This window comes from Streptomyces sp. NPDC029044, assembly GCF_040637495.1.
Taxonomy (GTDB): Bacteria; Actinomycetota; Actinomycetes; order Streptomycetales; family Streptomycetaceae; genus Streptomyces.
Map to the genome: position 1 here is coordinate 1 of NZ_JBEZWN010000046.1, position 22,110 is coordinate 22,110.

Here is a 22,110-nt window from a genome sequence, read left to right on the forward strand (position 1 = left end):
GTGGGGCGGCCGGTCCTGCCCCCCGCCGCGCCCCCGCCGGGGGCCCGCGGGGGGGGGCCGGCCCGCACTCTCGTCCTTCGCCGCTCTCAGCCCGCAGCGGGCGGGCGCCACCGGGCGCTCCCTCAGCACGCGCATGCCCGCCGGTGTGACGGTGTTCCCGGTCGTCCGCTGTCTGCGCGACCTGTCCGTCGCCCGGCCGTGCGCGCCGGTCCGCCGGCCACCCCGGCCGTCACCGCCGGCCCGCACCTGTGGCGTCGTAACGCCGTGCTGAGCATCCTCGCCGGCACGGCCGTCCCTGTAGTCATGGCCCGTACCCTCGTCACGACCTGACGCGGGATCCGGCCGTGGCCGGCGACGGGCTGAACCGCCCGCTCAGCCCTGCTTGGGTGCCGTCGGAGCGGTGCGGCGCAGGGTGAAGGAGTGGCCGGCCGGATCGGCGTAGCCGCGCTCCTCCAGCGGGCCCGAGGGCTCCTTGGCCTCCAGGGGGCGGCCGCCGAGGCTGATGACGCGGCGTTCCACCGCGTCGAGGTCGTCCACCACGAACTCCAGGTGGGCCTGGAGGGAGTTCTCCGGGCGGGGCCAGCTGGGCGGGGTCGCGTTGACGTCCCGGCGCAGTGCGATCCGGAAACCGTCGGCGCTCTTGATCTCCACCCGGTTGGCGGTGGCGTCCGACTCCTCCCCCTCCAGCAGTTCCTTGTAGAACACGGCGAGCTTCTCGGGCTCGGCGCAGTCGAGCACGAGGACCCCCGCTTTCACCAGTGCCATGTCTCCTCCGCGGGATTCCGGCCGCGGGGCGGTCGTGCCCCGCGGATCCGTACCTTGCGGATATCCCGGTCCGGCCGATTCAGTCGGCCTTCAACCACCGTCCGTCACGCATGAGTTCACGGCCGTCGAGTTCGTCGGCCTCCCGCCAGGCCTGCACCCGCCGCGGGACGACACGGAAGTACAGGTACGGCGTGGCGAGCCGGCGGGGGTCGAACCCCGTCTTGGCGGCGAAGAGTTCGGCGTCCTGCTCGGCCAGCTCGGCGGGCTGGACCGTTTCGACGGTGCCCTCGACGAGGACGACGTCACGGGTCGGCCCGATGCCCACCCGGGCCCGGCCGGACGCGGCCAGGTTCCGTCCGGTGGGGCTGGAGGCGGGTGTGGCGAACAGCAGGTACGAGCCGTTCCAGAGGAAGGACAGCGGGACGAGGTAGGGCGTGCCCGACGCGCCGTCGGCCGTGGCGACCCAGGCGTCCACGTCGTGGTCCAGGCGGTGCAGGGTGTCCTTCTTGCGCTGCTCGGCGCTGCGTACGGGTGCGGACGTCATCGCGGGTGGGCCTCCTGACGAGTCGTCGGACGGACTCGGACCAGTGTGGCGCCCCGGTGCGCCGGAGGCCCGGCGGACAGGCCGCCGCCTGTGAGGGAGGAGGGAGTGTACGCAGCTCAAGCGCTTTCCGCCGTAACCGAGATCACGGCCGTGTCACGGAATGGCTTGTTCGCGCCTTGGGCAGTCTCGTACCGCTTCTCGGTTCAACGTTCGGACTGCGAAGCCGAGTTCGAGTGTGCGGCCGGTCCTGGCACCGTCCGCTCGCAGGGGCGGGGGGCTCTGCGGTCCGTCTCCCGAAAGGAAGCACATGCCTCAGGACGTCCGGTTCGACCTGCCTTTCGACACCCCTGTCAGCGAGCACCTGGAGTTCGCCCGGGCACGACATCTGCGCTGGGTGTGGGAAATGCGCCTGGTCCACAGCCGGGACGGGTTCGAGGAGTACAAGTCCTGGGACCTGCCCCTGGCCGCGGCCCGTACCTATCCGCACGCGTCGGCGGACGACATGGTCGTCCTGATGAACTGGTTCTCGCTGGCCTTCCTCTTCGACGACCAGTTCGATGCCGGCAGGCCGGACCGCGCCGAGCGCATAGCGGAGGTCGCCCGGGAGCTGATCGTGACTCCCCTGCGCCCGGCGGGCAGCCCGCCCCGCGTGGTCTGTCCGATATCCGTGGCCTGGGCCGAGGTGTGGAACCATCTCTCGAATGGCATGTCCCTGACGTGGCAGTCGCGCTTCGCCGCCTCCTGGGGGCGGTTCCTCGTCGCGCACTGCGAGGAGGTCGATCTGGCCGCCCGGGGCCTGGAAGGAACGCTGGGACTCGACGAGTACACCGCCTTCCGGCGCCGTACGGTCGGCATCCACCACAGCATCGACGCCGGTGAGCGCAGCCGCGGCTTCGAGGTGCCGGCGCAGGCCATGGCGCATCCGGTGATGGAGCGGATGCGCGATCTGGCCGCGGACACCATCGGGTTCATGAACGACATCCACTCCTTCGAGCGCGAGAAACGCCGCGGCGACGGCCACAACCTCATCGCCGTGCTGCGCCGGGAGCGGGGCTGCTCCTGGCAGGAGGCCACGGACGAGGCGTACCGGATGACGATCGCCTGCCTCGACGAGTACCTCGCACTCCAGGAGCGCGTCCCGCAGATGTGCGACGAACTCCGGCTCGACGAGGCGGAGCGGGACCGGGTGCGGATGGGGGTGGAGGCCATCCAGCACTGGATCAACGGCAACTACGAGTGGGCACTGACCACCGGTCGCTACGCGGCGGCGAAGGAGGGCGCGGTGGCCACGGCCGAACTCGCCGGACGCGGTTCGGTGGACGACCTGCTGACCGTATGACACCACGGTGCCCGGCCGGGCGTCCGGCCGGGCACCGTGCGACGGCGCTACACGGCGAACTCGACCGGCAGTCGGTCCAGCCGGGATTCCCACGTGGAGGCGGTCGAGGAGAGCTCGTCCGGCGGGACGGCCAGGGTCAGGCCCGGCAGGCGGTGCAGCAGGACGTCCACCGCGATCTCGATGATGGACTGGCCGATGCCCTGCCCGGGGCACTCGTGCGGACCCGAACTGAACGCCAGGTGTGCCTGGTTGCCCTGGACCGAGACACCGGAGTCCGGCCGGACGTCGGGGTCGCAATTGCCCGCAGCGAGACCCAGCACCAGCAGGTCGCCCTCCTGGATCTGGTGGCCGCCGAGCTCCAGGTCGCTCGCGGCGAACCGGCCCGGAAGCACCGCCAGCGGCGGGCTGTTCCACATGACCTCCTCCACCACGGCGGAGATGTTCAGCTGGCCGCTGATCAGTCCGGAGAGCCGGGTGGTGTCGGTGAGGATCATCTGGAGCACCCGGGCCAGCAGGTTGCTGGTCGTGGTGTGGGCGGCGATCAGCACCAGACGCAGATGGCTGACCACCTCGTCCTCGTCGAGACCGGCCGCGTGCCCGAGCAGGGCGGTGGTGAAGTCGCCGCCGGGCTCGGCCCGCTTGCGCTCGGCCAGCTCACCGAGGATCCCCATGATGCGCTCGTTGTGCGCGAGGGCGTCCTCGCCGCCCTTGAGGACCTGGGCGCAGGACTCGACCAGGTCGCGGCCCTCCGCCTCGGGCAGCCCGAGGATGCGGGAGAGCACGAGCATCGGCAGGTACTCGGCGTAGTCCGACACGAGGTCGGCCTGCCCGGTGTCCGCGAAGGCGTCGATCTGCCTGTTCGCGATGCGGGTCGCGTGGCGCCGGATACCGCGGGCGGCCGCCGCCTGGAGCCCGTCGGTGACGGCGGCGCGCAGTCTGCGGTGCGGCTCGCCGTCCTGGGAGACGCAGTCCGGGCGCCAGCCGATCATCGGGATCAGCGGTGAGGTCTCGTCGACGCGCCCGTCGGCCCAGTCCCGCCAGATCCTCGCGTCCCGGCTGAACTGCCGGGGGTTGTCGAGCACCCGCCGGTTGTCGCGGTAGCCGAGCACCAGCCAGGCGGGCACGTCGCCTTCGAGCAGGACCGGCGCCACCGAGCCGTGCTCCTTGCGCAGCCGCTCGTAGATGCCCGTCGGGTCGGTCGCGGCGTCCGGGCCGTACAGCCTGGTCAGGTCGGCGCCGTGGTGGGCGACGGGGCAGCCGCGCGCGGCCTGGAGTCCGGATTCGGTCGAGTCGTTCATCGGGGCTCCAGGGCCACGGCCGAGCGTTCCTTCAGATGGTGGATCAGGGCGACCAGGACGTCCCGGCTGGAGGCCCGGTCGCGGGCGTCGAAGGCCACGACCGGGGTGTGCTCGGGGATGTCCAGGGCGTCCCGGATCTCCTCCACCGGGTAGTTCCGCGAGTCGGGGAAGACGTTCAGCGCGACCACGAAGGGGACTTCCAGCCGCTCCATCTCCTCGATCGCCCGGAAACTGGACTCCAGGCGGCGCGTGTCCACCAGGACGACCGCCCCGAGGGCCCCCTTGAACAGCCCGTTCCACAGGAACCAGAACCGTTCCTGCCCGGGCGTGCCGAACAGGTACAGCACCAGGCTCTCGTTGATGCCGATCTTGCCGAAGTCCAGGCTGACGGTGGTCTGCGTCTTGTCGGCGACGCCGATGAGGTGGTCGACGTCGGCACTGGCCTGGGTGAGGGTCTCCTCGGTGGTGAGCGGCTTGATGTCGCTGACCGACCGGACCATGGTGGTCTTCCCGGTGCCGAACCCGCCCGCGATCATCACCTTCACCGAGCGGGTCTCCCCGGCCGAGCCTCCGGGTTGGTCAAAGCCTTTCAAGTCCACTGAGTACCTCCTCAAGGAGCGCGAGGTCGGGCCCGCGGCCGGCGTCGTGCGCCGGGATGGGGTTACGGGCTTCGACGCGACCTGCGTCCAGCAGGTCCGACAGCAGCACCGCGAGAATGTTGAAGGGGAGCCCGAGGTGAGCGCCGAGCTCTGCGACCGACAGCGGGTCGCGGCAGCGGCGGAGGATCTCCTCGTGTTCGTGCTGCATGCCCGCTAACGGGGCGGCGCGGGAGACGACGAGGGTCGCCACGTCGAGGCTCGACGCCGAACCGCCCGGTCCGCTGCGCCCTCCCGTGAGGACGTAGTAGCGCTCGAGACCGGACGGGTCCGACGGTCTGCGGGGAGCACTCATCCAGAGTGCTCCTCCAGGCGCGGAGTGGTGCCGAGGAGCTCACCCATCCTGCGGGCCAGGTCCCGCATCTGGTGCCCGAGCAGGCCCTGGTCGAGGCCCTCCCTGGCGAGGACACCGAGGTAGGTCTCCACACCCGCGCGCACCACGAAGAGGTGCCCGCCGTCCACCTCGATCATCGCGAGGCGCAGCTGCCCGGCGTACTTGGGGAACTGCTCGGCGACCGGCTGGGCCAGGGCCTGGAGGCCGGCCACCACGGCCGCGAAGCGGTCGACGTCGTCGGGGTCTTCGGCGCCGTAGGAGGTGATGGCCTTGCCGTCGCTGGAGGCCACGAGGGCGAAACGGATCTCCTGGATGCTCTCGACGAGATCGCGGAGCGCCCAGCTCACATCTGTTCCTTGTTGCGTCATGGGACTAGTCGCTCTCTTCGGTGCGGTGCTCGGTGTACTCGCGGCCGGCCAGGGTGTCGCGTTCGCCGGCCGGCTCGGAGGCCTCCGCCGCGTCGCGTCCGGCGGTGGCGAAGGCGGCGAGACCCGAGAAGGACGCGTCCGGCGGAACGGCGGCGACAGTGCCCCCGTCGGCCCGTCCGGCCGGCCGGGGCGCCTCGGTCTCGTTCCGCTTGCTGCGGCGCCGGGGCAGTCCGCCGGGCGTGGTCTCCGCGGCCTCCGTCTGCGCGGCCCGTGGTTCGGGCACGGTGGCCGTCGCGCGGGCCGGGGCCGGGGTGGCGGTGGCGGTGGCGGTGGCGGTGCGGACCTCCGGGGCGGGCGCGGCCGGTGCGGTCGCGGCCGCGGGCAGCGGGCTGAAGTACTTGTGCGGGACCACGACCACCACGGAGGTTCCGAGCCACGGCGAGTCCGCGAAGGTGACGCGGATGCCGTAGCGGCGGGCGAGGGCACCGACGACACGCAGGCCGATGTTGGCGTCCTCGGTGATGCCGCCGAGGCCCGCGCCGGGCGCGGTGCCCGCGAGGGCGTGCTCGGCCTCGCGCTTCTTCTCCTCGCTCAGGCCCTTGCCGGAGTCCTGGATCTCGATGCCGACGCCGTTGGGGACCTCCTTGCCGGAGATGAGCACCGGCTCGGTGGGCGGCGAGTAGCGGGCCGCGTTGTCCAGGAGGTGGGCCAGGACCAGCGTGAGGTGGTCGACGAGGCCGCCGTCGACGCCCAGTTCGGGCAGGTGGCGCACCTGGATCCGGTGGAAGTCCTTGATCCGGCCGATGCCGCCGCGCACCACGCTCAGCAGCCGCTGCGGCTCCTGCCACTGCCGGCCGGGCCGGTCGGAGCCGCCGAGCACGCCGATGCTCGCGGCGAGCGAGTCGGCGGGGCCGAGCTCCTGGTCGAGCTCCATCAGGCCCCGGGCGACGGCCGGCAGACGGCCATGCTCGCCCTGCATCTCGTGCAGACGGCCGCGGAGTTTGCTGGTCAGGACGTGGATGCGGTTGCCGATGCTGATCACGGCCTGTTCGGCGGAGGTGGAGCGGTCGAACTCCGCCTCCAGGCCGATCAGGGAGGTGCGCAGCAGTTTGCGCAGTTCGGCCTGGAGCTCCGAACTGACCTTGGCGCACTGGTTGACGGTGGGCAGCAGGTCGTCGATGGCGTCACCGGCGCGCAGCTTCTCCATCGCGTCGGGCAGCTGCTCGTCGGCGAGCCGGGCGACGGCGGCGAGCTGGTGGGAGAGCTGTTCCTGCAAGACCTCGGCCTGGTCGGCGAGCTGGGCCTCGTAGGAGGTGGCCTGCTCGGTCAGCCGTTCCTCATAGGCCCGGGACCGGTCGGCGAGCTGCGTCTCGTACGAGGTCCTCTGGTCGGCGAGCTGCGTCTCGTACGTCGAGCTCTGGTCGGCCAGGCGTCGCTCGTACGCGGCGTTCTGCTCGTTGAGCCGGGATTCCAGGGTGGCGCGGTCGGCGGCGAACTTGCGTTCCAGGCCCGCCACATGCTGCTGCCACTGCTGGTTGTGCTCGGCCTGTGTGGCGCGGAAGGAGCCTTCCGCCCGGTGCAGTTGTGCCCGGGTGCGCAGCAGCAGCCGTACGCACACGGCACCGGCCGCCGTCGCCGCGACTCCGGCGACGGCCGCGGTTATTCGATCCGAGCTCATGAACGTGGCGGCAACGGTCCCGCCTCCCAAGCCCAGCGGCATCAACCACCAGCTGTACCAGGCGACAGGGGCCCGCGCCGCCGGTGGCGGAGTGGCGAGTTCCATCTGCATCCTTCGAAGCAACACGATCGAACGGGGGGGGTGTGGATCGCACTCATGAGTACGCACCGCGAGTCGACTGGACGCGATCGCGTCAACTCGCAGCGCCGATCGGAACCCTATCGGGTTTGGACCCGAAAGGATCAATCTCGCCCCCCTCCGGACGTGAGGGTTCCGTCACGCTCCGAAAGAAGGCAACAGGTCGACAAATGGCTTTGCTGTCAGTGGAATTGGCGTCGTATCAGGTGAGCAGGCGCCTGCCTCCCGCCTTCGGTGTCAGCGCGCGGTCTGGAAGGTGCGGCGGTAGGCCTGCGGGGAGACACCGATCGCCGTGTTCAGGTGCTGGCGCAGGGAGGCACCGGTCGCGAAGCCGACCCGGCCGGCGATCTGATCAACCGTCAGGTCGCTGGATTCCAGCAGCTGCCGGGCTCGCGCCACGCGCTGCTGGATCAGCCAGCGGCCGGGGCTGAGACCCACCTCGTCGTGGAAGCGGCGGGCGAAGGTGCGCCGGCTCATCCGCGCGTGGCCGGAAAGGTCGGCCAGGGTGAGGGGTTCGCCGAGGCGCTCCAGGGCCCAGGCACGGGTGGCCGCGGTGCTCGCGGCGCCCTGCTCGGGTACGGGCTGCTCGATGTACTGGGCCTGGCCGCCGTCCCGGAAGGGCGGGACGACGCAGCGGCGGGCGACGCTGTTGGCGAGGCGGCTGCCGTGGTCCTTGCGGACGAGGTGCAGGCAGATGTCCACGCCGGAGGCGGCCCCGGCGGAGGTGAGGAACGGGTGGTCGTCGACGAAGAGCACGTCCGGGTCGAGGTCGACCCGCGGGAACATGCGCCGGAAGTGGTCGGCGACCTGCCAGTGGGTGGTCGCCCGGCGTCCGTCGAGGAGGCCTGCGGCAGCGAGCACGAAGGCGCCGGTGCAGATGGAGACGATGCGGGTTCCGGGGCGGATGAGCGCGAGGGCGGCCAGGACCTCCTCGGACACCTCGTCGGCCAGACGGTCGGGAGCCACGGGCGCGATCACGACCGTGTCCGCCGTGGCCAGGACCTCGGGGCCGTGCTCCACGGTGACGCCGAAGTCCGCGTCGGTGCGTACCGGACGGCCGTCGACCGAGCAGGTGATGACCTCGTACCGGCCGTCGGCCGCGCCGAGGATCCGGCTGGGGATGCCGAGCTCGAAGGGGTACACCCCGTCCAGGGCCAGGACCACCACTCGTTCACGTCGCATGGCACGATCGTATCGAATGTTGGCAATCTTGCCATTGGCGCGGGGTCCGCGGACCGGCACGCTGGTTGACCATGAGCACACAGAACACGATGCGAGCCATCAGCCAGGACGTCCTCGGCGGTCCCGGGGTCCTGAAGGAAGTGGAGATCGAGCGCCCGGTACCGAAGCCGAACGAGGTGCTGGTCCGGGTGCGGGCCGCCGGGGTCAACCCGACCGACTGGAAGCACCGGGCGACCGGCGGGTTCCTGGGCGAGCCGCCCTTCGTCCTGGGCTGGGACGTCTCCGGTGTGGTGGAGGCGCTCGGCATCGGCGTGGTGGCCTTCGCGCCCGGTGACGAGGTCTTCGGCATGCTGCCGTACCCGTACGGGCACGGCTCGCACGCCGAGTACGTCATCGCCCCGGTGCGCGCCCTCGCCCGCAAGCCGGCCGGGGTCGACCACACCCAGGCGGGCGCGCTCCCGCTGGTCTCGCTCACCGCCTGGCAGGCACTGACCGAGCATGCGGACCTCCGGCCCGGGCAGCGGGTACTGATCCACGCGGCGGCGGGCGGGGTCGGGCACGTGGCGGTGCAGATCGCCAAGGCGCGCGGCGCGTACGTCATCGGCACCGCGAGCGCGGGCAAGCACGAGTTCCTGCGCGGGATCGGTGTCGACGAGACCATCGACTACCGCGAGACGGACTTCACCGAGGCGGTGAAGGACGCCGACGTCGTCCTGGACACGATCGGCGGCGACAACGCCCTGCGCTCGCTGCGCGTGCTGCGCCCCGGCGGCGTCCTGGTGTCGATCCTCCCGGTCGGCTCGGACGACCTCTACGAGGAGGCCGAGCGGCTCGGTGTCCGGGCGCTGCGGATGCTGGTGGACGCCGACCGCAGCGGCATGGAGGCGATCGCGGAACTGGTCGGGGCGGGCAAGCTGCGCGCCACGATCGCCGGTACCTTCCCGCTGGCCGAGGCCGCCGAGGCACACACCCTCGGCGACACCGGCCGGACGACGGGGAAGCTGGTGCTGCTGAACGACTGAGCACGCCGACCCGGGCGCGGCGCCCGTCCCTGTGCCGCGCCCCTTGAAGGCGTGCTTCTCAGCGGCGGCCTTTCTCAGCAGCGGCCATTCGAAGGCGGGGCACCGCCGAAGGTGGCGGGTCCCGGTCTCCCTGTCGGCCCGGCCGGTCGTTTCCGCGCGGCCGGCGGGGGGCGGTCTTTCAGGGGAGCGCCGGGAACTGCGCGACTGGCCGCTGACGTCCCGCGCCCGCCCGGAAACCAGAACCCCCGAACTCCGAGGCGCCCGGCCCAAGCAGCGCAGCCATGGTGCGATGCCCGGGCAGACCGCGTCAGAACGTCAGGACCGGCTTGATCGTCTTGCCCGACCTCATGTCCTGGACGGCCCGGTCGATGTCCCCGAAGGGATACGTGCTGATCAGGCGGTCCAGCGGGAGGCGGCCGTCCTTCACCAGGCGGACCAGGGCCGGGATCATGGTCTGGGTCTCGCTGTCGCCGAGGGTGAGGCCGACGATCCGCTTGCCGCCGAGGAGGCCGTTGACGTCCAGGGCGACCTCCGTGCCGAAGGGCGGGGCGCCGACGACGACCAGGGTGCCGCGCGCGGCCAGGGCGTCGACGCCCTGCCGCAGGACACCGACGTTGCCCGTGGTCTCGACGACCCCGTCCGCGCCCTGCCCGCCGGTGATCTCGGCGAGGGCCGGGGCGAGGTCCGTCCCGCTCGTGTCGACGGTGTGGGTGGCTCCCAGTTCCTCGGCCAGCGACAGGCGTTCGGCGACCCGGTCGACGGCGACGATCCTGGTGGCCGGGGTGAGGGCCGCCGCCATGACGGCCGACAGGCCGACCGCCCCCGCGCCCAGGACGACGACCGTGCCGCCGGTCTCCGGCTTCAGGACGTTCCACACGGCGCCCACACCGGTCTGTACGCCGCAGCCCAGCGGGGCGATCGACGCGAGCGGCACGTCCGGGTCGACCTTCACGAGGCTGCGCTCGTCGGCGAGGGCCAGTTCGGCGAAGGAGGACTGGCCGAAGAAGTGGCCGCCCAGGGCCTCGCCGCCCCGGCTGATGGTGCTGGTGCCGTCGGCCCGGCTGCCGCCGATCAGGTTCAGCGGCAGCCAGGTCGCGCAGTACGCGGGGTGCCCGCCGCGGCAGTTGCGGCAGTCGCCGCAGGAGGTGAAGGAGAGCAGGACGTGGTCGCCCGGCGCGACGCCGGTGACGGCGGAGCCGACGGCCTCGACGACGCCGGCCCCCTCGTGGCCCAGGACGCCGGGCAGGGGGAAGGGCAGTCCGCCGCTCGCCACCCCGAGGTCGGTGTGGCACAGGCCGGCGGCGGCCATGCGGACCAGCGCCTCGTGCGGGCCGGGTGCGTCGAGGACGACGTCGGAGAGGGTGAAGGGCGCGCCGCCGGACTCGACGACCGCGGCTCGGGTGGTGGTGGGCATCGTGATGACTCCTGGACGGTTCTCAGCCGAGCGAGACGACGACGGACTTGACCTTGGTGTAACCGGCGAGGGCCTCGGGCCCGTACTCGCGGCCGTAGCCGGAGTCCTTCACCCCGCCGAAGGGCACCGCGGGGTCGAGCATCGCCCAGTCGTTGACCCAGACGATGCCGGCCTGGAGCCGGCCGGCGACCCGGTGCGCGCGGGCGAGGCTGCCGGTCTGGACACCCGAGGCCAGGCCGTAGGGCGTGGAGTTGGCGAGGGCGACGGCCTCGTCCTCGTCGTCGAAGGGCTGCACGGTGAGGACCGGCCCGAAGATCTCCTCCTGGATCACGCGGGAGTCGTTCGCCAGGTCGGCGATGACGGTGGGCTTGTAGTAGTAGCCGCCGTCGAGGTCGAGCCGTTCGCCGCCGCAGACGATGCGGGCGCCCTCCATGCGGGCCAGGGCGACGTACTCCTCGACCTTCTTCAGGTGCTTCTCGGCCGCCATCGGGCCGACGACCGTGGCCGGGTCGCGCGGGTCTCCGATGGGCACGCCGGGCACGGCCTCGGCGAGGATGCCGAGCAGGGTCGGGTACACCGAGCGGGCCACCAGCAGGCGCGGGCCGCCCATGCAGAACTGGCCGGTGTTGAAGACGAAGCCCTTGATGACCGCGCCGACCGCCTTTTCCAGGTCGGCGTCCTCGAACACGATGTGGGCGGCGTTGCCGCCGAGCTCCATGGTGACGGGCTTGAGCGCCTCCCCCGCGACGCTCGCCACGTGCCGGCCGATCGCGGTGGAGCCGGTGAAGGCGACCTTGTCGACCCCGCGGTGGCGCAGCAGCGCCTCGCCGGCCACCGGGCCGGTGCCGGTCACGACGTTGACCACGCCGTCGGGGACGCCCGCCTCCTGGAGCAGCCGGGCCATGTACAGGGCGCTGAGCGGCGTCTCGTCGGCGGGCTTGTGGACGACGGTGTTGCCGGCCGCGAGGGCGGGGGCGAGCTTGGAGCCGGCGAGGATCAGCGGGAAGTTGAACGGGGTGATCGCGGCGACCACGCCGAGGGGCTCGCGCCTGGTGTAGGCGAGGGCGTTCATGGGGGTCTCGCGCAGGGCGCCGTCCTGGCTCTGGGCGAGGTTCGCGAAGTACTCGTAGTCGTTGGCCGCGTTCGTCACGTCGACCGCGCCGCACAGCGTGATGGGCTTGCCGACGTCGAGGCTCTCCAGTGCGGCGAGGTCGTCGGCGTTCTCCCTGATCAGCCGGGCGACGCGGTGCAGCACCCGGCCGCGCTCGCGGCCGCCCAGGCCGGACCAGGCACCGTCGTCGAAGGCCTCGCGGGCGGCGCGTACGGCGGCGTCGACGTCGGCGGCGCCCGCCTCGGCGACGGTGGTGACGGCCGTGCCCCGGGACGGGTCGACCACCTCGGTGCGCGCTCCGTCGGCGGCTTCGCGCCATCGGCCCCCGATGAACAGCTGCCCGGGTGTGCTCTCGAAGGTGGTCATCGCCACTCCTCAGCGTCGTCGCCAAGATTTCAACAAACAGGATTCCTGTCTGTGCGCAGTCTCTTTACGGACAGGTTTCCTGTCAATGGTCTAGCCTGCTCCCATGCTCGACACACAGGTGACCAAGGCGCCCCCTTCCCTGCTCTACATGGTCAAGCAGGTGGAGCTCGTCGTGCGCTCCCACCTCGACGAGCTGGTCAGACCTTCCGGGATCACCGCTCTCCAGTACACCGCGCTGACCGTGCTGGAGCGGCACGACGGGCTGTCCGCGGCCCAGCTGGCGCGCGACTCCTTCGTCACCGCCCAGTCCATCGCCGACCTGGTCCGCTCCCTGGAGGGCCGTGGCCTGGTACGCCGGGAACGCAATCCCCGCAACCGCCGGGAGCTGCTGATCCTGCTCACCGACTCCGGCCGCGAGCTGCTCGCCCGGCACGCCGGACCGGTCCGGGAACTGGAGGAGCGGATGGTGCGCGATCTCACGGCGCACCAGACGGAGCAGTTCCGCCAGGCGCTCACCAGGGCCTGGCACGCGCTGTCATAGCCGGAGCGCGCCCCTGCGGCGCCCCCCGCGTACGCCCCGGCGTACACCTCGGCCAACTCGGCCGGAATTCAAAGACATATGTCAATCGAACATGCTCAAATTCACTCGTTGGAGGGTAACTTGCAGGGCGGGGAGCGGCGTTGAGCCGTGGCCCCTCCCACGCACGGAGCAGGCTGGAGGCGATCTCGTCGTGCGGCAGGAACCTGCACCGCTCACCCGGCATCTGCGCGTGCGCCAGGAGCGTGGGCACACGGTGCTGGAGTTCCGCGGCGAGATCGACCTCGCCGCGGCCGCGGAGATCGCACCCCACCTGGACCGGGAGACGGACCGCCCCGCCGCCCGCGTCGTGATCGACCTCAGCGGTATCGACTTCTTCGACTGCTCCGGACTGCGGCTGCTGTACCGGGCCCGCAGCCGGGTGCTGGACCGGCGGGGACATGTGCTCCTCGTCTGCGCGCACCCGCTCACGCTGCGCGTCCTGCGGATCACCGGTCTGTCCCGGATCCTGCCCCCGCAGCCCACGCTGGACGCCGCGCTGGAGCAGCCGGAGGCCACCTCCCGTCCGTGACGGGCATGCGCCCCGCGTGCTTCCGCCGGGCCCGTTCACTCTTCAACTCGGCGGTCTGGCGCGGGATGGGGCGGGCATCCGGACAGTAGGAAGGAGGGCCGTCGCATGACGACTCCCGTCAAGCGCCTCCCCAGGCGCATGCCCGGCTGGGCGAAGGTGGTGGCCGCGCTCGTGCTGGTGCTCGTGGTGTTCTTCGCCGGGCTCCGGCTGAGCGTGATCCCGGGCCTGAAGGACCTGTTCGGCACGGACACCCACGACCGGTCCGGCCCAGCACTGCTGAAGTCCATCCAGGACATCAGCCGTTACGACGCCGCTTCCGGCAACTTCCAGGTCGTCGTCGACCTGGAGAAGGACGCCAAGCTGCTGCCCGACGCCATCCGCGGCACCCGCACCCTGTACGTCGGCGCGGGCACCGTCGACGCCTATGTCGACCTGGGCAAGATCGGCGAGAACGACGTGAAGGTCAACGGCGACCGCACGTCCGCCACGCTCCGGCTGCCCCACGCCCAGCTGGGCAAGCCATCCCTCGACCCCGACCGCTCCTACGCGGTCTCCAAGCAGCGCGGTCTCTTCGACCGCCTCGGCGACCTCTTCTCGGACAACCCCAACGGCGAACAGGCCGTGCAGAAGCTGGCGGTGCGGCACATCGGCGACGCGGCGAAGGAGAGCGAGCTGACCGCACGCGCCGAGTCCAACACCACCGGCATGCTCGAAGGGCTGCTGCGCTCCCTGGGCTTCAAGGAGGTGCGCGTCTCCTACGGGAACTGACCGGCTTCCGTACGCGGCGGGATCCCGCCAGGAGTGCTCGGGCCGAACGTGGGAAACGGAGGGTGGGAGCGATCCCCGCGATGCGGTCCACGGCGAAACCGCCGGGGACCGTGGCCGGGAACGAACGCCCCACGGCATCGTCGGCGAGACCGTGGGTAACCGCCGTGTCACGCAGGGAAGTTCAAGACTGGAGGACCGAATGGCCAGTGCAGCCTCACGTCCCCGGACCGCCGGGTCCGGGAGCGAGCGACGCCCGCTCCCGCTGCCCGTCCGGCTGCTGGCGATGCTGTGCGCGTTCACGTTCATGGTCGCCTTCGCGGTGGTGCTGGCCCGGCTGACCCTCCAGCCCTCGCCCGCCTCGGAGGCGCTGACCCACAGCAACCTGACGCCGGGCAGCTCCCTGAAGGCCTACCTCGACCAGCCCGAACTGCGCGACGCTTTCAAGCAGATCGGCGGCAACATCCTGCTGGGCATCCCGTTCGGCGTCCTCGTGCCCGTGGTCGCCCCCCGCACCCGCGGCATCCTGCGCGTGCTGCTCCTGACCGCGACCGTGATGCTCCTGGTGGAGTTCGCCCAGGGCGCGCTGGTCACCGGCCGCGCCTTCGACATCGACGACGTGATCCTCAACACGACGGGCGCGCTCATCGGTTATCTGCTCCTGGGACGCCGCCTCAGCAGGGCCGTCCACGCACGCAGGCCCCGCCGGGGCCGGGCGGGAGAGAAGTCGCCGGCCGGCAAGGCGTAGGGCCCACCACGCCGCACCGCCGGGGGGCCAGGCCTGTCGTCGGGGTCAGGTCGCAGGGACCGGACAGTGCCCGTCCACCCCGCGTCTGCGGCGTGATCCAAACGACTAGTGCACTGTCCAGGTGAACTTGTCTCCGCCCACCCACCGGACCACGTCCGGGTCGTCCATGTCGTGCACGGTGATGCCGAACGCGGCCGCGGCCGCCAGCACGTCGGTGACGGCCCGGGCTTCCCCGACCACCTGGCCGTCGATCTGCACGATCCGGAACGGCGGTGTGCCCGGTTGCACCCCGAGCACCAGGATCCGCGGGTGGGATATGTACGGGCTCGCGCTTTCGGTCATGCATCGAGCGTAGAACGCAACCGGCGGCGGCGCGGGTTCAGGGACGGCGCCAGTCGTCACCGGTGAGGTGCGAACCGGCCTGCGGACCCATCCGGAGCATGCCGCCGTCGACGCTCCAGGACGCGCCGGTGACGTACGAGGCGTCCGGGCCGGCGAGGAAGGCGACGACGGCGGCGACCTCGCGGGCGTCTCCGGGCCGGCCGAGCGGGATGCCCGGGCGGCTCTCGGTGTGCGGGTCGGTGTCCTCCTGCCCCGTCATGGGCGTGGCGATCTCGCCCGGGGCGACGGCGTTGACGGTGATGTGGTGCTCGGCCAGTTCGAGTGCCATGACCTGGGTGAGCAGCCCGAGTCCGCCCTTGGCGGCGCAGTAGGGGGCGGCGCCCACCCGGGGCTGGTGCTCGTGCACGGACGTGACGTTGACGATCCGGCCCCCCTCGCCGTGGTCGATCATGTGCCGGGCCGCCTTCTGCCCGCACAGGAACGGCCCCACGAGATCGACGTCCAGGACCTCGCGCACGTCGGACAGCTCCAGGTCCAGGTAGGGCGTCATGGTGCCGGTCCCGGCGTTGTTGACCAGCACGTCGATGCGGCCGAGCCGCTCGCACAGGTCGTCGACGGTGTCGGCGGCGTCGGGCAGCCGGGTGAGGTCCATCCGGGCGACCTCGGCCCGCTGCCCGTGCGCACGCACCTCGTCGGCCGTCTCCTCGGCGCCCTTGCGGTCACTGTGATAGGTGATGCCGACGTCCATTCCCGCCCGTGCCAGGTGGACGGCGGTGGCGCGGCCGATGCCGGAGTCGGCGCCGGTGATCACGGCGACCTTGCTGGGGGACGCGCTGGGGGCGGACATGACGAGCCTCCTCGTCGGCGGGACAGGACGAGGCATCGCAGTACCCGGGGGGACACCGGGCAAACCGTCCGCCCGTCGTGCGGCCCGCGAGGCGCTGGGGAACCCTTGAGGTGGAGGTGGCGATGGACCCCGTCGAGGCACTGGACCGGATCGCCTTCCTGCTGGAGCGGTCCCTGGCACCGACCTACCGCGTGCGCGCCTTCCGTACGGCGGCCCGGGTGCTGAAGGACCTGGGCGGGGACGAGGTGCGCCGGCGGGCGGCGGACGGCTCGCTGGAGAAGCTCAAGGGCGTCGGCCCGAAGACCGCGCAGGTGGTGCGGGAGGCGCTGGCCGGCCAGGTGCCCGGCTACCTGTCGAAGCTGGAGGGCGAGGCGCACGAGCAGCCGGCCGTCCGGGGCGGGGAGAAACTTCGGGCGCTGCTGCGCGGGGACTGTCATCTGCACTCCGACTGGTCGGACGGCGGCAGCCCGATCGAGGAGATGGGCCGGGCCGCCGCGGACCTGGGCCACGAGTGGGCGGCGCTGACCGATCACTCGCCGCGGCTGACGGTCGCCCGGGGGCTGTCGCCCGAGCGGCTGCGGGAGCAGCTGGACGTGGTGGCGGAGCTGAACGAGGCGTGGGCGCCGTTCCGGCTGCTGACCGGCATCGAGTGCGACATCCTCGAGGACGGCACGCTCGACCAGGAGCCGGAGCTGCTGGACCGGCTGGACGTGGTGGTGGTGTCGGTGCACTCCAAGCTGCGCATGGACGCCCGGTCGATGACCCGGCGGATGGTGGCCGCCGTACGCGATCCGCACTCGGACGTGCTCGGGCACTGCACGGGACGGCTGGTGACCGGGCGGGGTCGGCCGGAGTCGGAGTTCGACGCGGACGACGTGTTCGCCGCGCTCGCCGAGACGGGCACGGCCCTGGAGATCAACAGCAGGCCGGAGCGGCTGGACCCGCCCCGGCGGCTGCTGCGCCGGGCGGTGGACGCGGGGGTGCTGTTCTCCATCGACACCGACGCGCACGCGCCGGGACAGCTGGACTGGCAGATCAACGGGTGCGGGCGGGCCGAGGAGTGCGGGGTGCCGCCCGAGCGTGTGGTGACCACGTGGTCCCTCGACGAGCTGCTGGCCTGGACCCGTGAGCGGCGCGTGCCGTCCGGCGTGGCGGACGGCTGACGTGGTACCCGCGCGGCCGGAGAGGAAGGAACTGCACCTATGGGAAGCACGCGGCGGGCGGCCGTGTTCGACGTCGACGGCACGCTGGTCGACACCAACCATCTGCACGTCGTGGCCTGGTGGGAGGCGTTCCGGCAGGCGGGCCACGACGTGCCCATGCACGCCATCCACCGGGCCGTGGGCCTGCCGTCGACCGACCTGGTCGCCCATCTGCTGGGCGAGGACCGGGACGAGAACCGGGACGCCGACATCAGCGCCGGTCACAAGGCGCTGTACGGGCAGTACTTCGACCGGCTGCCCGCGCTGCCGGAGGCCGGGGCGCTGCTGCGGCGGCTGCACCGGGACGGCTGGACGGTGGTCCTCGCCACCTCGGCGGGCGGCGCGGAGCTGAGCGCGCTGCGCCGGGCCATCGACGCGGACGAGGCCATCGCTGCCACGGCCTCCGCCGACGACGTCGCCGAGGGCAAGCCCGCGCCCGAGCCGGTCGAGCACGCCCTGGAGCTGGTGGGGGCGCCGGCGGAGCGGGCGGTGTTCGTCGGCGACACCGTGTGGGACATGCGGGCGGGCAGCAGGGCCGGGGTGCGCTGCCTGGGCGTCCTGTGCGGCGGCATCCCGCGCGCCGACCTGGAGGAGTCCGGAGCGGACGCGGTCTACGCGGACCCCGCACACCTCCTGTCCGCCCTCGGCGACGGGGCGCTCGCATGATGCGGCGTGAAACCGCCGGTCGAGCGGATACCCACAGCGCATGACGCGTGTGATGAATGCGGTGCGGCGGGCGACCGGAGCCCTCCGCGGGCGGAAGGACAGGGACAGAAGCACGGCGGCGGGCACGGATGGCCGGCCCCAGGGGGCGCCGACGGCCCAGGGGCGGATGCGCCCCCTGGAACAGGGAGCGCGCACCGTACGGCCGGTGGATGCCGTGCGGCGCGACACGCGGGGCGCCTGGAACGCCGTGCGAGCGGCGTGGCAGGGGCCCGGGCGGGAGCGGGATCTGGTCGTCCAGTCGCTGAAGGCGGCCGGGGCGGCGGTGCTGGCCTGGCTGGTGGGCGGCGTCTGGATGGGCGACCCGCTGGCGCTGATGGCGCCCTGGGTGGCGCTGGTGCTGGTGCAGGCCACGGTGTTCAGCTCCCTGGTGCAGGGCGCGCGGCAGTTCGGGGCGATCTGCGTCGGCACCCTGCTCGCCTCGGCGGCGCAGGCCGTCACCGACGACACGACCGGCGCGCTCGCCCTGTCGGTACCGGTACTGATGCTGCTGGCGAACTGGCCCCGGTTCGGCGACCAGGGCATCTATGCGGCGACCACGGCCCTGTTCACCATCTCCTCGGGCATGGTGAGCCTGTCCGCCGTCGGGCACCGGGTGGGGCAGGCCGCGATCGGCGCGGTCATCGGCGTCGCCGTCAACGCGCTCGTCCTGCCGCCGATCCACCTGCGCGACGTACGCGCGAACCTGGCGGCGCTCGCCCGGGAGACGGGGGACGTGCTGCACACCGTCGCCGGTGACCTGCGCGAGGGCGAGTGGGACGGGCAGACCGCCGCCGGCTGGGTCAGTGCCTCGGCCCGGCTGGACCACCGCCTCCAGGCGCTGCGCTCGGCACGGCGCTGGAGCCAGGAGAGCCTCCGCCTGACCTACGCCCCGCTGCGCGCCCTGCACCGCGTGCCGCACGCGGGCGCCCTGCCCTCGGTGGACGAGGACGAGCGGCTCGGCCGGGTCACCGCGCACGTCGCCACGCTCACCCGGGCCCTCGCGGTGTCGGTCGACGACAAGCGGACGCCCGCCCCGCCCGAGGGCCCGGCCCTGCGCGCCTACGCGCGTCTGCTGGAGCTGATCGGGGACGCCCTGTGCGCCGAGGCCGACAGCCTGCTCGAGGGCAGCGTGACCGCCCGGCCGGGCGAAGAGACGGAGAAGGCGATGCAAGAGCTGCACGAGGAGTTGCAGGAGAACCTGCGCCGGCACGCCGGGGAGGGGGCCGCCCACGCGGCCGTCCTGGGCACGCTGCTGCTCCAGGCGGAGAACCTCTGGGCGGAAACCGTCCCCGGCGACCAGGAGGAGTGACACGGCTCCGTCCGCCGTGGTGCTTTCCGCGCCCCCGGGTACTCGGTCACCTCCCGGGGGACCGCGGCCGAGAGGAGCACGAGGTGAGCAGCGCAACGGGCATGAGGATCGTGGTCACGGGTGCCACCGGCAACGTCGGGACCAGCGTGGTGCGTCTGCTGTCGGAGGATCCGGAGGTCGCCTCCGTGCTGGGCCTGGCCCGGCGGATCCCCGACTGGTCGCCGCCGAAGACGGACTGGGCCGCCGTCGATCTGGCGTCCGAACGGGCCGATCTGGTGGAGCGGTTCACGGACGCGGACGCGGTGGTCCACCTGGCATGGGCCTTCCAGCCGACGCACGACCCGGCCGCGACGTGGCGCACCAATGTGCTCGGCAGCATGCGGGTCTTCGAGGCGGTGGCCGCGGCGGGCGTACCGGCGCTGGTGCACGCCTCGTCGGTCGGCGCGTACTCCCCCGGCCCGAAGGACGAGGCGGTGGACGAGTCGTGGCCGACGCACGGCTGGCCGGACGCCGCGTACTGCCGGGAGAAGGCCTACCTGGAGCGGGCGCTGGACACGTTCGAGCGCGACCACCCCGAGACGCGGGTGGTGCGGATGCGGCCGGCCTTCCTGTTCCGGCGGGAGTCCGCCAGTGAGCAGCGCCGCATCTTCGGCGGCCGCTTCCTGCCCGGCCCGCTTGCCCGTCCGGAGCTGCTGCCCTTCCTGCCGGACATCCCCGGGCTGCGGGTGCAGGCGCTGCACACGGACGACGCGGCGAACGCGTACCGGCTGGCGCTGCGCTCGGACGTCCGGGGCGCGTTCAATCTGGCGGCCGACCCGCCGGTCGACGCGCGGTTGCTGAGCGAGATGTTCGACGCGCGTCCGGTGCGGCTGCCGCGCGGCGCGGCCCGGTCGGCGATCGCCGCCGCCTGGGGCCTGCACCTGCTGCCCGCCTCCCCACACCTGTTCGACGCGGTGCTGCGGCTGCCGCTGATGGACTGCACGCGGGCGCGGGCGGAGCTCGGCTGGCGGCCGGAGCGCACGGCGCCCGAGGTGCTGGAGGAGTTCCTGCTGGGCCTCCAGCAGGGCGCCGGGGCGCCGACGGAGCCGCTGCGGGGACGCAAGGTCGGCTGATCCGGACGGGCTGGGCGAGCACGGGCTGCGCGAGCACGGGCTGCGCGAGCGAGCCCGGACATGCCCGAGGGCCGCAGCCGACCCCCACAGCCGGCTGCGGCCCTCGGTGGGATGCCCTCCTCAGGCGGAGGGCTCGTCCGGCACCGGGTGCTCGGGGTGAACCGTTCCCGAGTGCGGTGCTCCCTGCCGGCCCGTCCCCGCTTCGTCCGTGTCGGGGACGTCACCGGCGGGCTCGTCGGTCTCGTCGTCGCTGTGCTGCTTGTCGTCCTTGCCGGTGCCCGTGAAGCGCGGGGCGACCTCCCACGGGTCCTCGCCGTCGTCGGCCTGCTGGTCCGGCATGTCCCGCGGGATCGGGTCACCGTTCTCGCCGGGTCCTTCGAGGCGGTGGTCGGTCACGGCGTGCTCCCTTCTGTGGTCCGGGCGCCACGCGAGTACCTCCGCGGTGATCGGCGAAACCTCAGCGCGGTGTCCGCTCCTGAAGCGCGGTGCGCCAGGCCGGGAGCGGGTACTCCGGCGCCGGGTCGGGACGCCGCCCGCCGCGTGCGAAGAAGTCGGCGAGCGGCAGGATCGCGGCACCGACCGTGACCGCGTCGGGCCCGAGCCGCCCCAGGTCGACGGTCACCTTCCCGGCCGGGTGGCGCAGCGCGTACGCCATGGCGTGGCGGCGCACGGCGGGCAGGAAGCGCGCGCCGAGCACCAGGCCGGCCCAGCCTCCGATGAGGATGCGCTCGGGCTGGAAGAGGTTGATCAGGTCGGACAGGCCCGCGCCCAGGTACTCGGCGGTCTCCTCCAGGACGGCCAGCGCCACGGGGTCGGCCGCCACGCCCTCGGGCGGGTGGGCCGCCGCGAGCATCGTGGTGAGGGCGGTCTCCTCGTCGGTGCCGTCGGGCGCCCGGCCGCCTTCCTCCCGCCAGCGGGCGAGCAGCGACTCGGCACCGGCGTAGGCCTCCAGGCAGCCGAGCGCCCCGCACCGGCAGCGGCGGCCCCGGACCCGTACGGTCAGATGCCCCCATTCGACGGCGCGGCCCTGCTCCACGTCCGGGGTGACGAGGCTCGCGCCGACGCCGGAGCCGAACAGGACGACGACGGCGTTGCGGGCGCCGCGTCCGGCGCCGAACCACATCTCGGCCTGGCCCAGCGTCTTGGCGCCGTTGTCGATGAAGTACGGGACGGTGTCGGGCAGCGGGGAGCCGGTCCGGAGCAGGGCTTCCAGCGGGACGGCGTCCCAGCCGATGGTCTGCCCGTGCACGAGCGCGCCGCGGTCGGGGGTGCGCTCGACGATGCCGGGGACGCCGATGCCGACGCCGAGAAGCCGCTCGGGCGCGAGACCCGCGGTGTCCAGCACCTCGGCGATGCCCTGGCGGATGTGGCCGACGATGACCTCGACGTCGTACCGCTGCGGGGTGAGCGGGTGCTCCGCGCGGGCGAGTTCGGTGAGGGTGAGGTCGAACAGCTCGACGCGCACCCGGGTCTCGCCGACGTCGACGCCGATCATGTGGCCGCTGCCGGGTGCGACACGCAGCAGGGTGCGGGGGCGGCCGCCGTCGGAGTCGACGCTTCCGGCCTCCTCGACCAGTCCGTCGGCGACCAGGTCGGCGACGACGTTGGAGACGGAGCCGGAGCTCAGGCCGGTCGCCGGGCCGAGTTCGAAGCGGCTGAGCGGGCCGTCGAAGTAGAGCCGTTGCAGCACGGCCGTGCGGTTGGCCCGCCTGAGATCGCGTACCGTGCGCCCGTTCCCCGCCGCCATGAGGCTCCC

General features: G+C 72.7%; 24 protein-coding genes. 10 read left to right on the top strand and 14 right to left on the bottom strand.

Features of this window, described 5'->3' with window-relative positions; genetic code table 11:
• Window positions 1-372: 372 nt before the first annotated feature.
• Together AB0E85_RS28695 and AB0E85_RS28700 are read right to left on the bottom strand one after the other, a co-directional pair.
• A complete protein-coding gene (locus AB0E85_RS28695) occupies window positions 373-765 on the bottom strand; it encodes a VOC family protein (protein ID WP_030845174.1) in 393 nt (130 codons plus the stop codon).
• Between the two features lie 79 nt (window positions 766-844).
• Window positions 845-1,309 carry a pyridoxamine 5'-phosphate oxidase family protein gene (locus AB0E85_RS28700; protein WP_361932943.1) on the bottom strand — a complete coding sequence of 155 codons (465 nt, stop codon included), beginning with the start codon at window positions 1,307-1,309 and terminating at the stop codon, window positions 845-847.
• Between the two features lie 307 nt (window positions 1,310-1,616).
• Between AB0E85_RS28700 and AB0E85_RS28705 the strand changes: the two genes are divergently transcribed.
• Window positions 1,617-2,648, top strand: coding sequence for a 7-epi-alpha-eudesmol synthase (locus AB0E85_RS28705; RefSeq protein ID WP_361932946.1), 1,032 nt, complete (start codon window positions 1,617-1,619; stop codon window positions 2,646-2,648).
• Between the two features lie 47 nt (window positions 2,649-2,695).
• On the opposite strand, the gene AB0E85_RS28710 is transcribed toward AB0E85_RS28705, so the two are convergent.
• The 6 genes from AB0E85_RS28710 to AB0E85_RS28735 form a co-directional block, all read right to left on the bottom strand.
• On the bottom strand, window positions 2,696-3,946 hold the full coding sequence (locus AB0E85_RS28710) for a cytochrome P450 (RefSeq protein WP_361932948.1): 1,251 nt from the start codon (window positions 3,944-3,946) through the stop codon (window positions 2,696-2,698).
• Window positions 3,943-4,545: an ATP/GTP-binding protein gene (locus AB0E85_RS28715; RefSeq protein ID WP_107459759.1), complete on the bottom strand. Its 603-nt coding sequence runs from the start codon at window positions 4,543-4,545 to the stop codon at window positions 3,943-3,945. The genes AB0E85_RS28710 and AB0E85_RS28715 overlap by 4 nt, the downstream gene beginning before the upstream one ends.
• On the bottom strand, window positions 4,526-4,897 hold the full coding sequence (locus tag AB0E85_RS28720) for a DUF742 domain-containing protein (protein WP_358963019.1): 372 nt from the start codon (window positions 4,895-4,897) through the stop codon (window positions 4,526-4,528). The genes AB0E85_RS28715 and AB0E85_RS28720 overlap by 20 nt, the downstream gene beginning before the upstream one ends.
• On the bottom strand, window positions 4,894-5,304 hold the full coding sequence (locus AB0E85_RS28725) for a roadblock/LC7 domain-containing protein (RefSeq protein WP_003994857.1): 411 nt from the start codon (window positions 5,302-5,304) through the stop codon (window positions 4,894-4,896). Before AB0E85_RS28725 ends, AB0E85_RS28720 begins: the two co-directional genes overlap by 4 nt.
• 4 nt (window positions 5,305-5,308) lie before the next feature.
• The gene (locus AB0E85_RS28730) at window positions 5,309-7,087 is read right to left on the bottom strand and encodes an ATP-binding protein (RefSeq protein WP_361932952.1); all 1,779 of its coding nucleotides are present in this window, start codon (window positions 7,085-7,087) and stop codon (window positions 5,309-5,311) included.
• Between the two features lie 270 nt (window positions 7,088-7,357).
• Complete coding sequence (locus AB0E85_RS28735; RefSeq protein WP_361932954.1) at window positions 7,358-8,302, bottom strand: helix-turn-helix domain-containing protein; 945 nt, start codon at window positions 8,300-8,302, stop codon at window positions 7,358-7,360.
• A gap of 71 nt (window positions 8,303-8,373) precedes the next feature.
• Between AB0E85_RS28735 and AB0E85_RS28740 the strand changes: the two genes are divergently transcribed.
• Window positions 8,374-9,324, top strand: a complete 951-nt coding sequence (locus tag AB0E85_RS28740) for an NADP-dependent oxidoreductase (protein ID WP_361932957.1) — start codon at window positions 8,374-8,376, stop codon at window positions 9,322-9,324.
• A 307-nt stretch (window positions 9,325-9,631) separates the two neighbouring features.
• On the opposite strand, the gene AB0E85_RS28745 is transcribed toward AB0E85_RS28740, so the two are convergent.
• On the bottom strand, window positions 9,632-10,738 hold the full coding sequence (locus AB0E85_RS28745) for an NAD(P)-dependent alcohol dehydrogenase (RefSeq protein ID WP_361932959.1): 1,107 nt from the start codon (window positions 10,736-10,738) through the stop codon (window positions 9,632-9,634).
• A 22-nt stretch (window positions 10,739-10,760) separates the two neighbouring features.
• On the bottom strand, window positions 10,761-12,215 hold the full coding sequence (locus tag AB0E85_RS28750; protein WP_361932962.1) for an aldehyde dehydrogenase family protein: 1,455 nt from the start codon (window positions 12,213-12,215) through the stop codon (window positions 10,761-10,763).
• 103 nt (window positions 12,216-12,318) lie between these two features.
• On the opposite strand from AB0E85_RS28750, the gene AB0E85_RS28755 reads away from it, so the two are divergent.
• The 4 genes from AB0E85_RS28755 to AB0E85_RS28770 all read left to right on the top strand — a co-directional run bounded on the left by AB0E85_RS28755 (window position 12,319) and on the right by AB0E85_RS28770 (window position 14,837).
• Window positions 12,319-12,756 (top strand): MarR family transcriptional regulator, encoded by a 438-nt coding sequence (locus AB0E85_RS28755; RefSeq protein WP_361932965.1) that lies wholly within the window; start codon window positions 12,319-12,321, stop codon window positions 12,754-12,756.
• 190 nt (window positions 12,757-12,946) lie between these two features.
• On the top strand, window positions 12,947-13,324 hold the full coding sequence (locus tag AB0E85_RS28760) for an anti-sigma factor antagonist (protein WP_359630493.1): 378 nt from the start codon (window positions 12,947-12,949) through the stop codon (window positions 13,322-13,324).
• A 105-nt stretch (window positions 13,325-13,429) separates the two neighbouring features.
• Window positions 13,430-14,092, top strand: coding sequence for a DUF4230 domain-containing protein (locus AB0E85_RS28765; protein WP_361932968.1), 663 nt, complete (start codon window positions 13,430-13,432; stop codon window positions 14,090-14,092).
• Between the two features lie 199 nt (window positions 14,093-14,291).
• Window positions 14,292-14,837 carry a VanZ family protein gene (locus AB0E85_RS28770; RefSeq protein WP_361932971.1) on the top strand — a complete coding sequence of 182 codons (546 nt, stop codon included), beginning with the start codon at window positions 14,292-14,294 and terminating at the stop codon, window positions 14,835-14,837.
• Window positions 14,838-14,942: 105 nt separating this feature from the next.
• Here the strand turns inward: AB0E85_RS28770 and AB0E85_RS28775 are convergent, their stop codons facing one another.
• Both AB0E85_RS28775 and AB0E85_RS28780 read right to left on the bottom strand, forming a co-directional pair.
• The gene (locus AB0E85_RS28775) at window positions 14,943-15,179 is read right to left on the bottom strand and encodes a hypothetical protein (RefSeq protein WP_031110714.1); all 237 of its coding nucleotides are present in this window, start codon (window positions 15,177-15,179) and stop codon (window positions 14,943-14,945) included.
• Between the two features lie 37 nt (window positions 15,180-15,216).
• On the bottom strand, window positions 15,217-16,026 hold the full coding sequence (locus AB0E85_RS28780; protein WP_361932974.1) for an SDR family oxidoreductase: 810 nt from the start codon (window positions 16,024-16,026) through the stop codon (window positions 15,217-15,219).
• A 122-nt stretch (window positions 16,027-16,148) separates the two neighbouring features.
• On the opposite strand from AB0E85_RS28780, the gene AB0E85_RS28785 reads away from it, so the two are divergent.
• The 4 genes from AB0E85_RS28785 to AB0E85_RS28800 all read left to right on the top strand — a co-directional run bounded on the left by AB0E85_RS28785 (window position 16,149) and on the right by AB0E85_RS28800 (window position 20,354).
• A complete protein-coding gene (locus tag AB0E85_RS28785; RefSeq protein ID WP_361932977.1) occupies window positions 16,149-17,189 on the top strand; it encodes a PHP domain-containing protein in 1,041 nt (346 codons plus the stop codon).
• Between the two features lie 39 nt (window positions 17,190-17,228).
• Window positions 17,229-17,894 carry an HAD family hydrolase gene (locus tag AB0E85_RS28790; protein ID WP_361932979.1) on the top strand — a complete coding sequence of 222 codons (666 nt, stop codon included), beginning with the start codon at window positions 17,229-17,231 and terminating at the stop codon, window positions 17,892-17,894.
• Window positions 17,895-18,099: 205 nt separating this feature from the next.
• Window positions 18,100-19,242, top strand: a complete 1,143-nt coding sequence (locus AB0E85_RS28795; protein ID WP_361932982.1) for an FUSC family protein — start codon at window positions 18,100-18,102, stop codon at window positions 19,240-19,242.
• Between the two features lie 83 nt (window positions 19,243-19,325).
• On the top strand, window positions 19,326-20,354 hold the full coding sequence (locus AB0E85_RS28800) for an SDR family oxidoreductase (protein WP_361932985.1): 1,029 nt from the start codon (window positions 19,326-19,328) through the stop codon (window positions 20,352-20,354).
• A gap of 120 nt (window positions 20,355-20,474) precedes the next feature.
• Here the strand turns inward: AB0E85_RS28800 and AB0E85_RS28805 are convergent, their stop codons facing one another.
• Both AB0E85_RS28805 and AB0E85_RS28810 read right to left on the bottom strand, forming a co-directional pair.
• Window positions 20,475-20,750, bottom strand: coding sequence for a hypothetical protein (locus AB0E85_RS28805; RefSeq protein WP_361932988.1), 276 nt, complete (start codon window positions 20,748-20,750; stop codon window positions 20,475-20,477).
• Window positions 20,751-20,811: 61 nt separating this feature from the next.
• The gene (locus AB0E85_RS28810) at window positions 20,812-22,101 is read right to left on the bottom strand and encodes an ROK family transcriptional regulator (RefSeq protein WP_361932991.1); all 1,290 of its coding nucleotides are present in this window, start codon (window positions 22,099-22,101) and stop codon (window positions 20,812-20,814) included.
• Window positions 22,102-22,110: the final 9 nt, after the last annotated feature.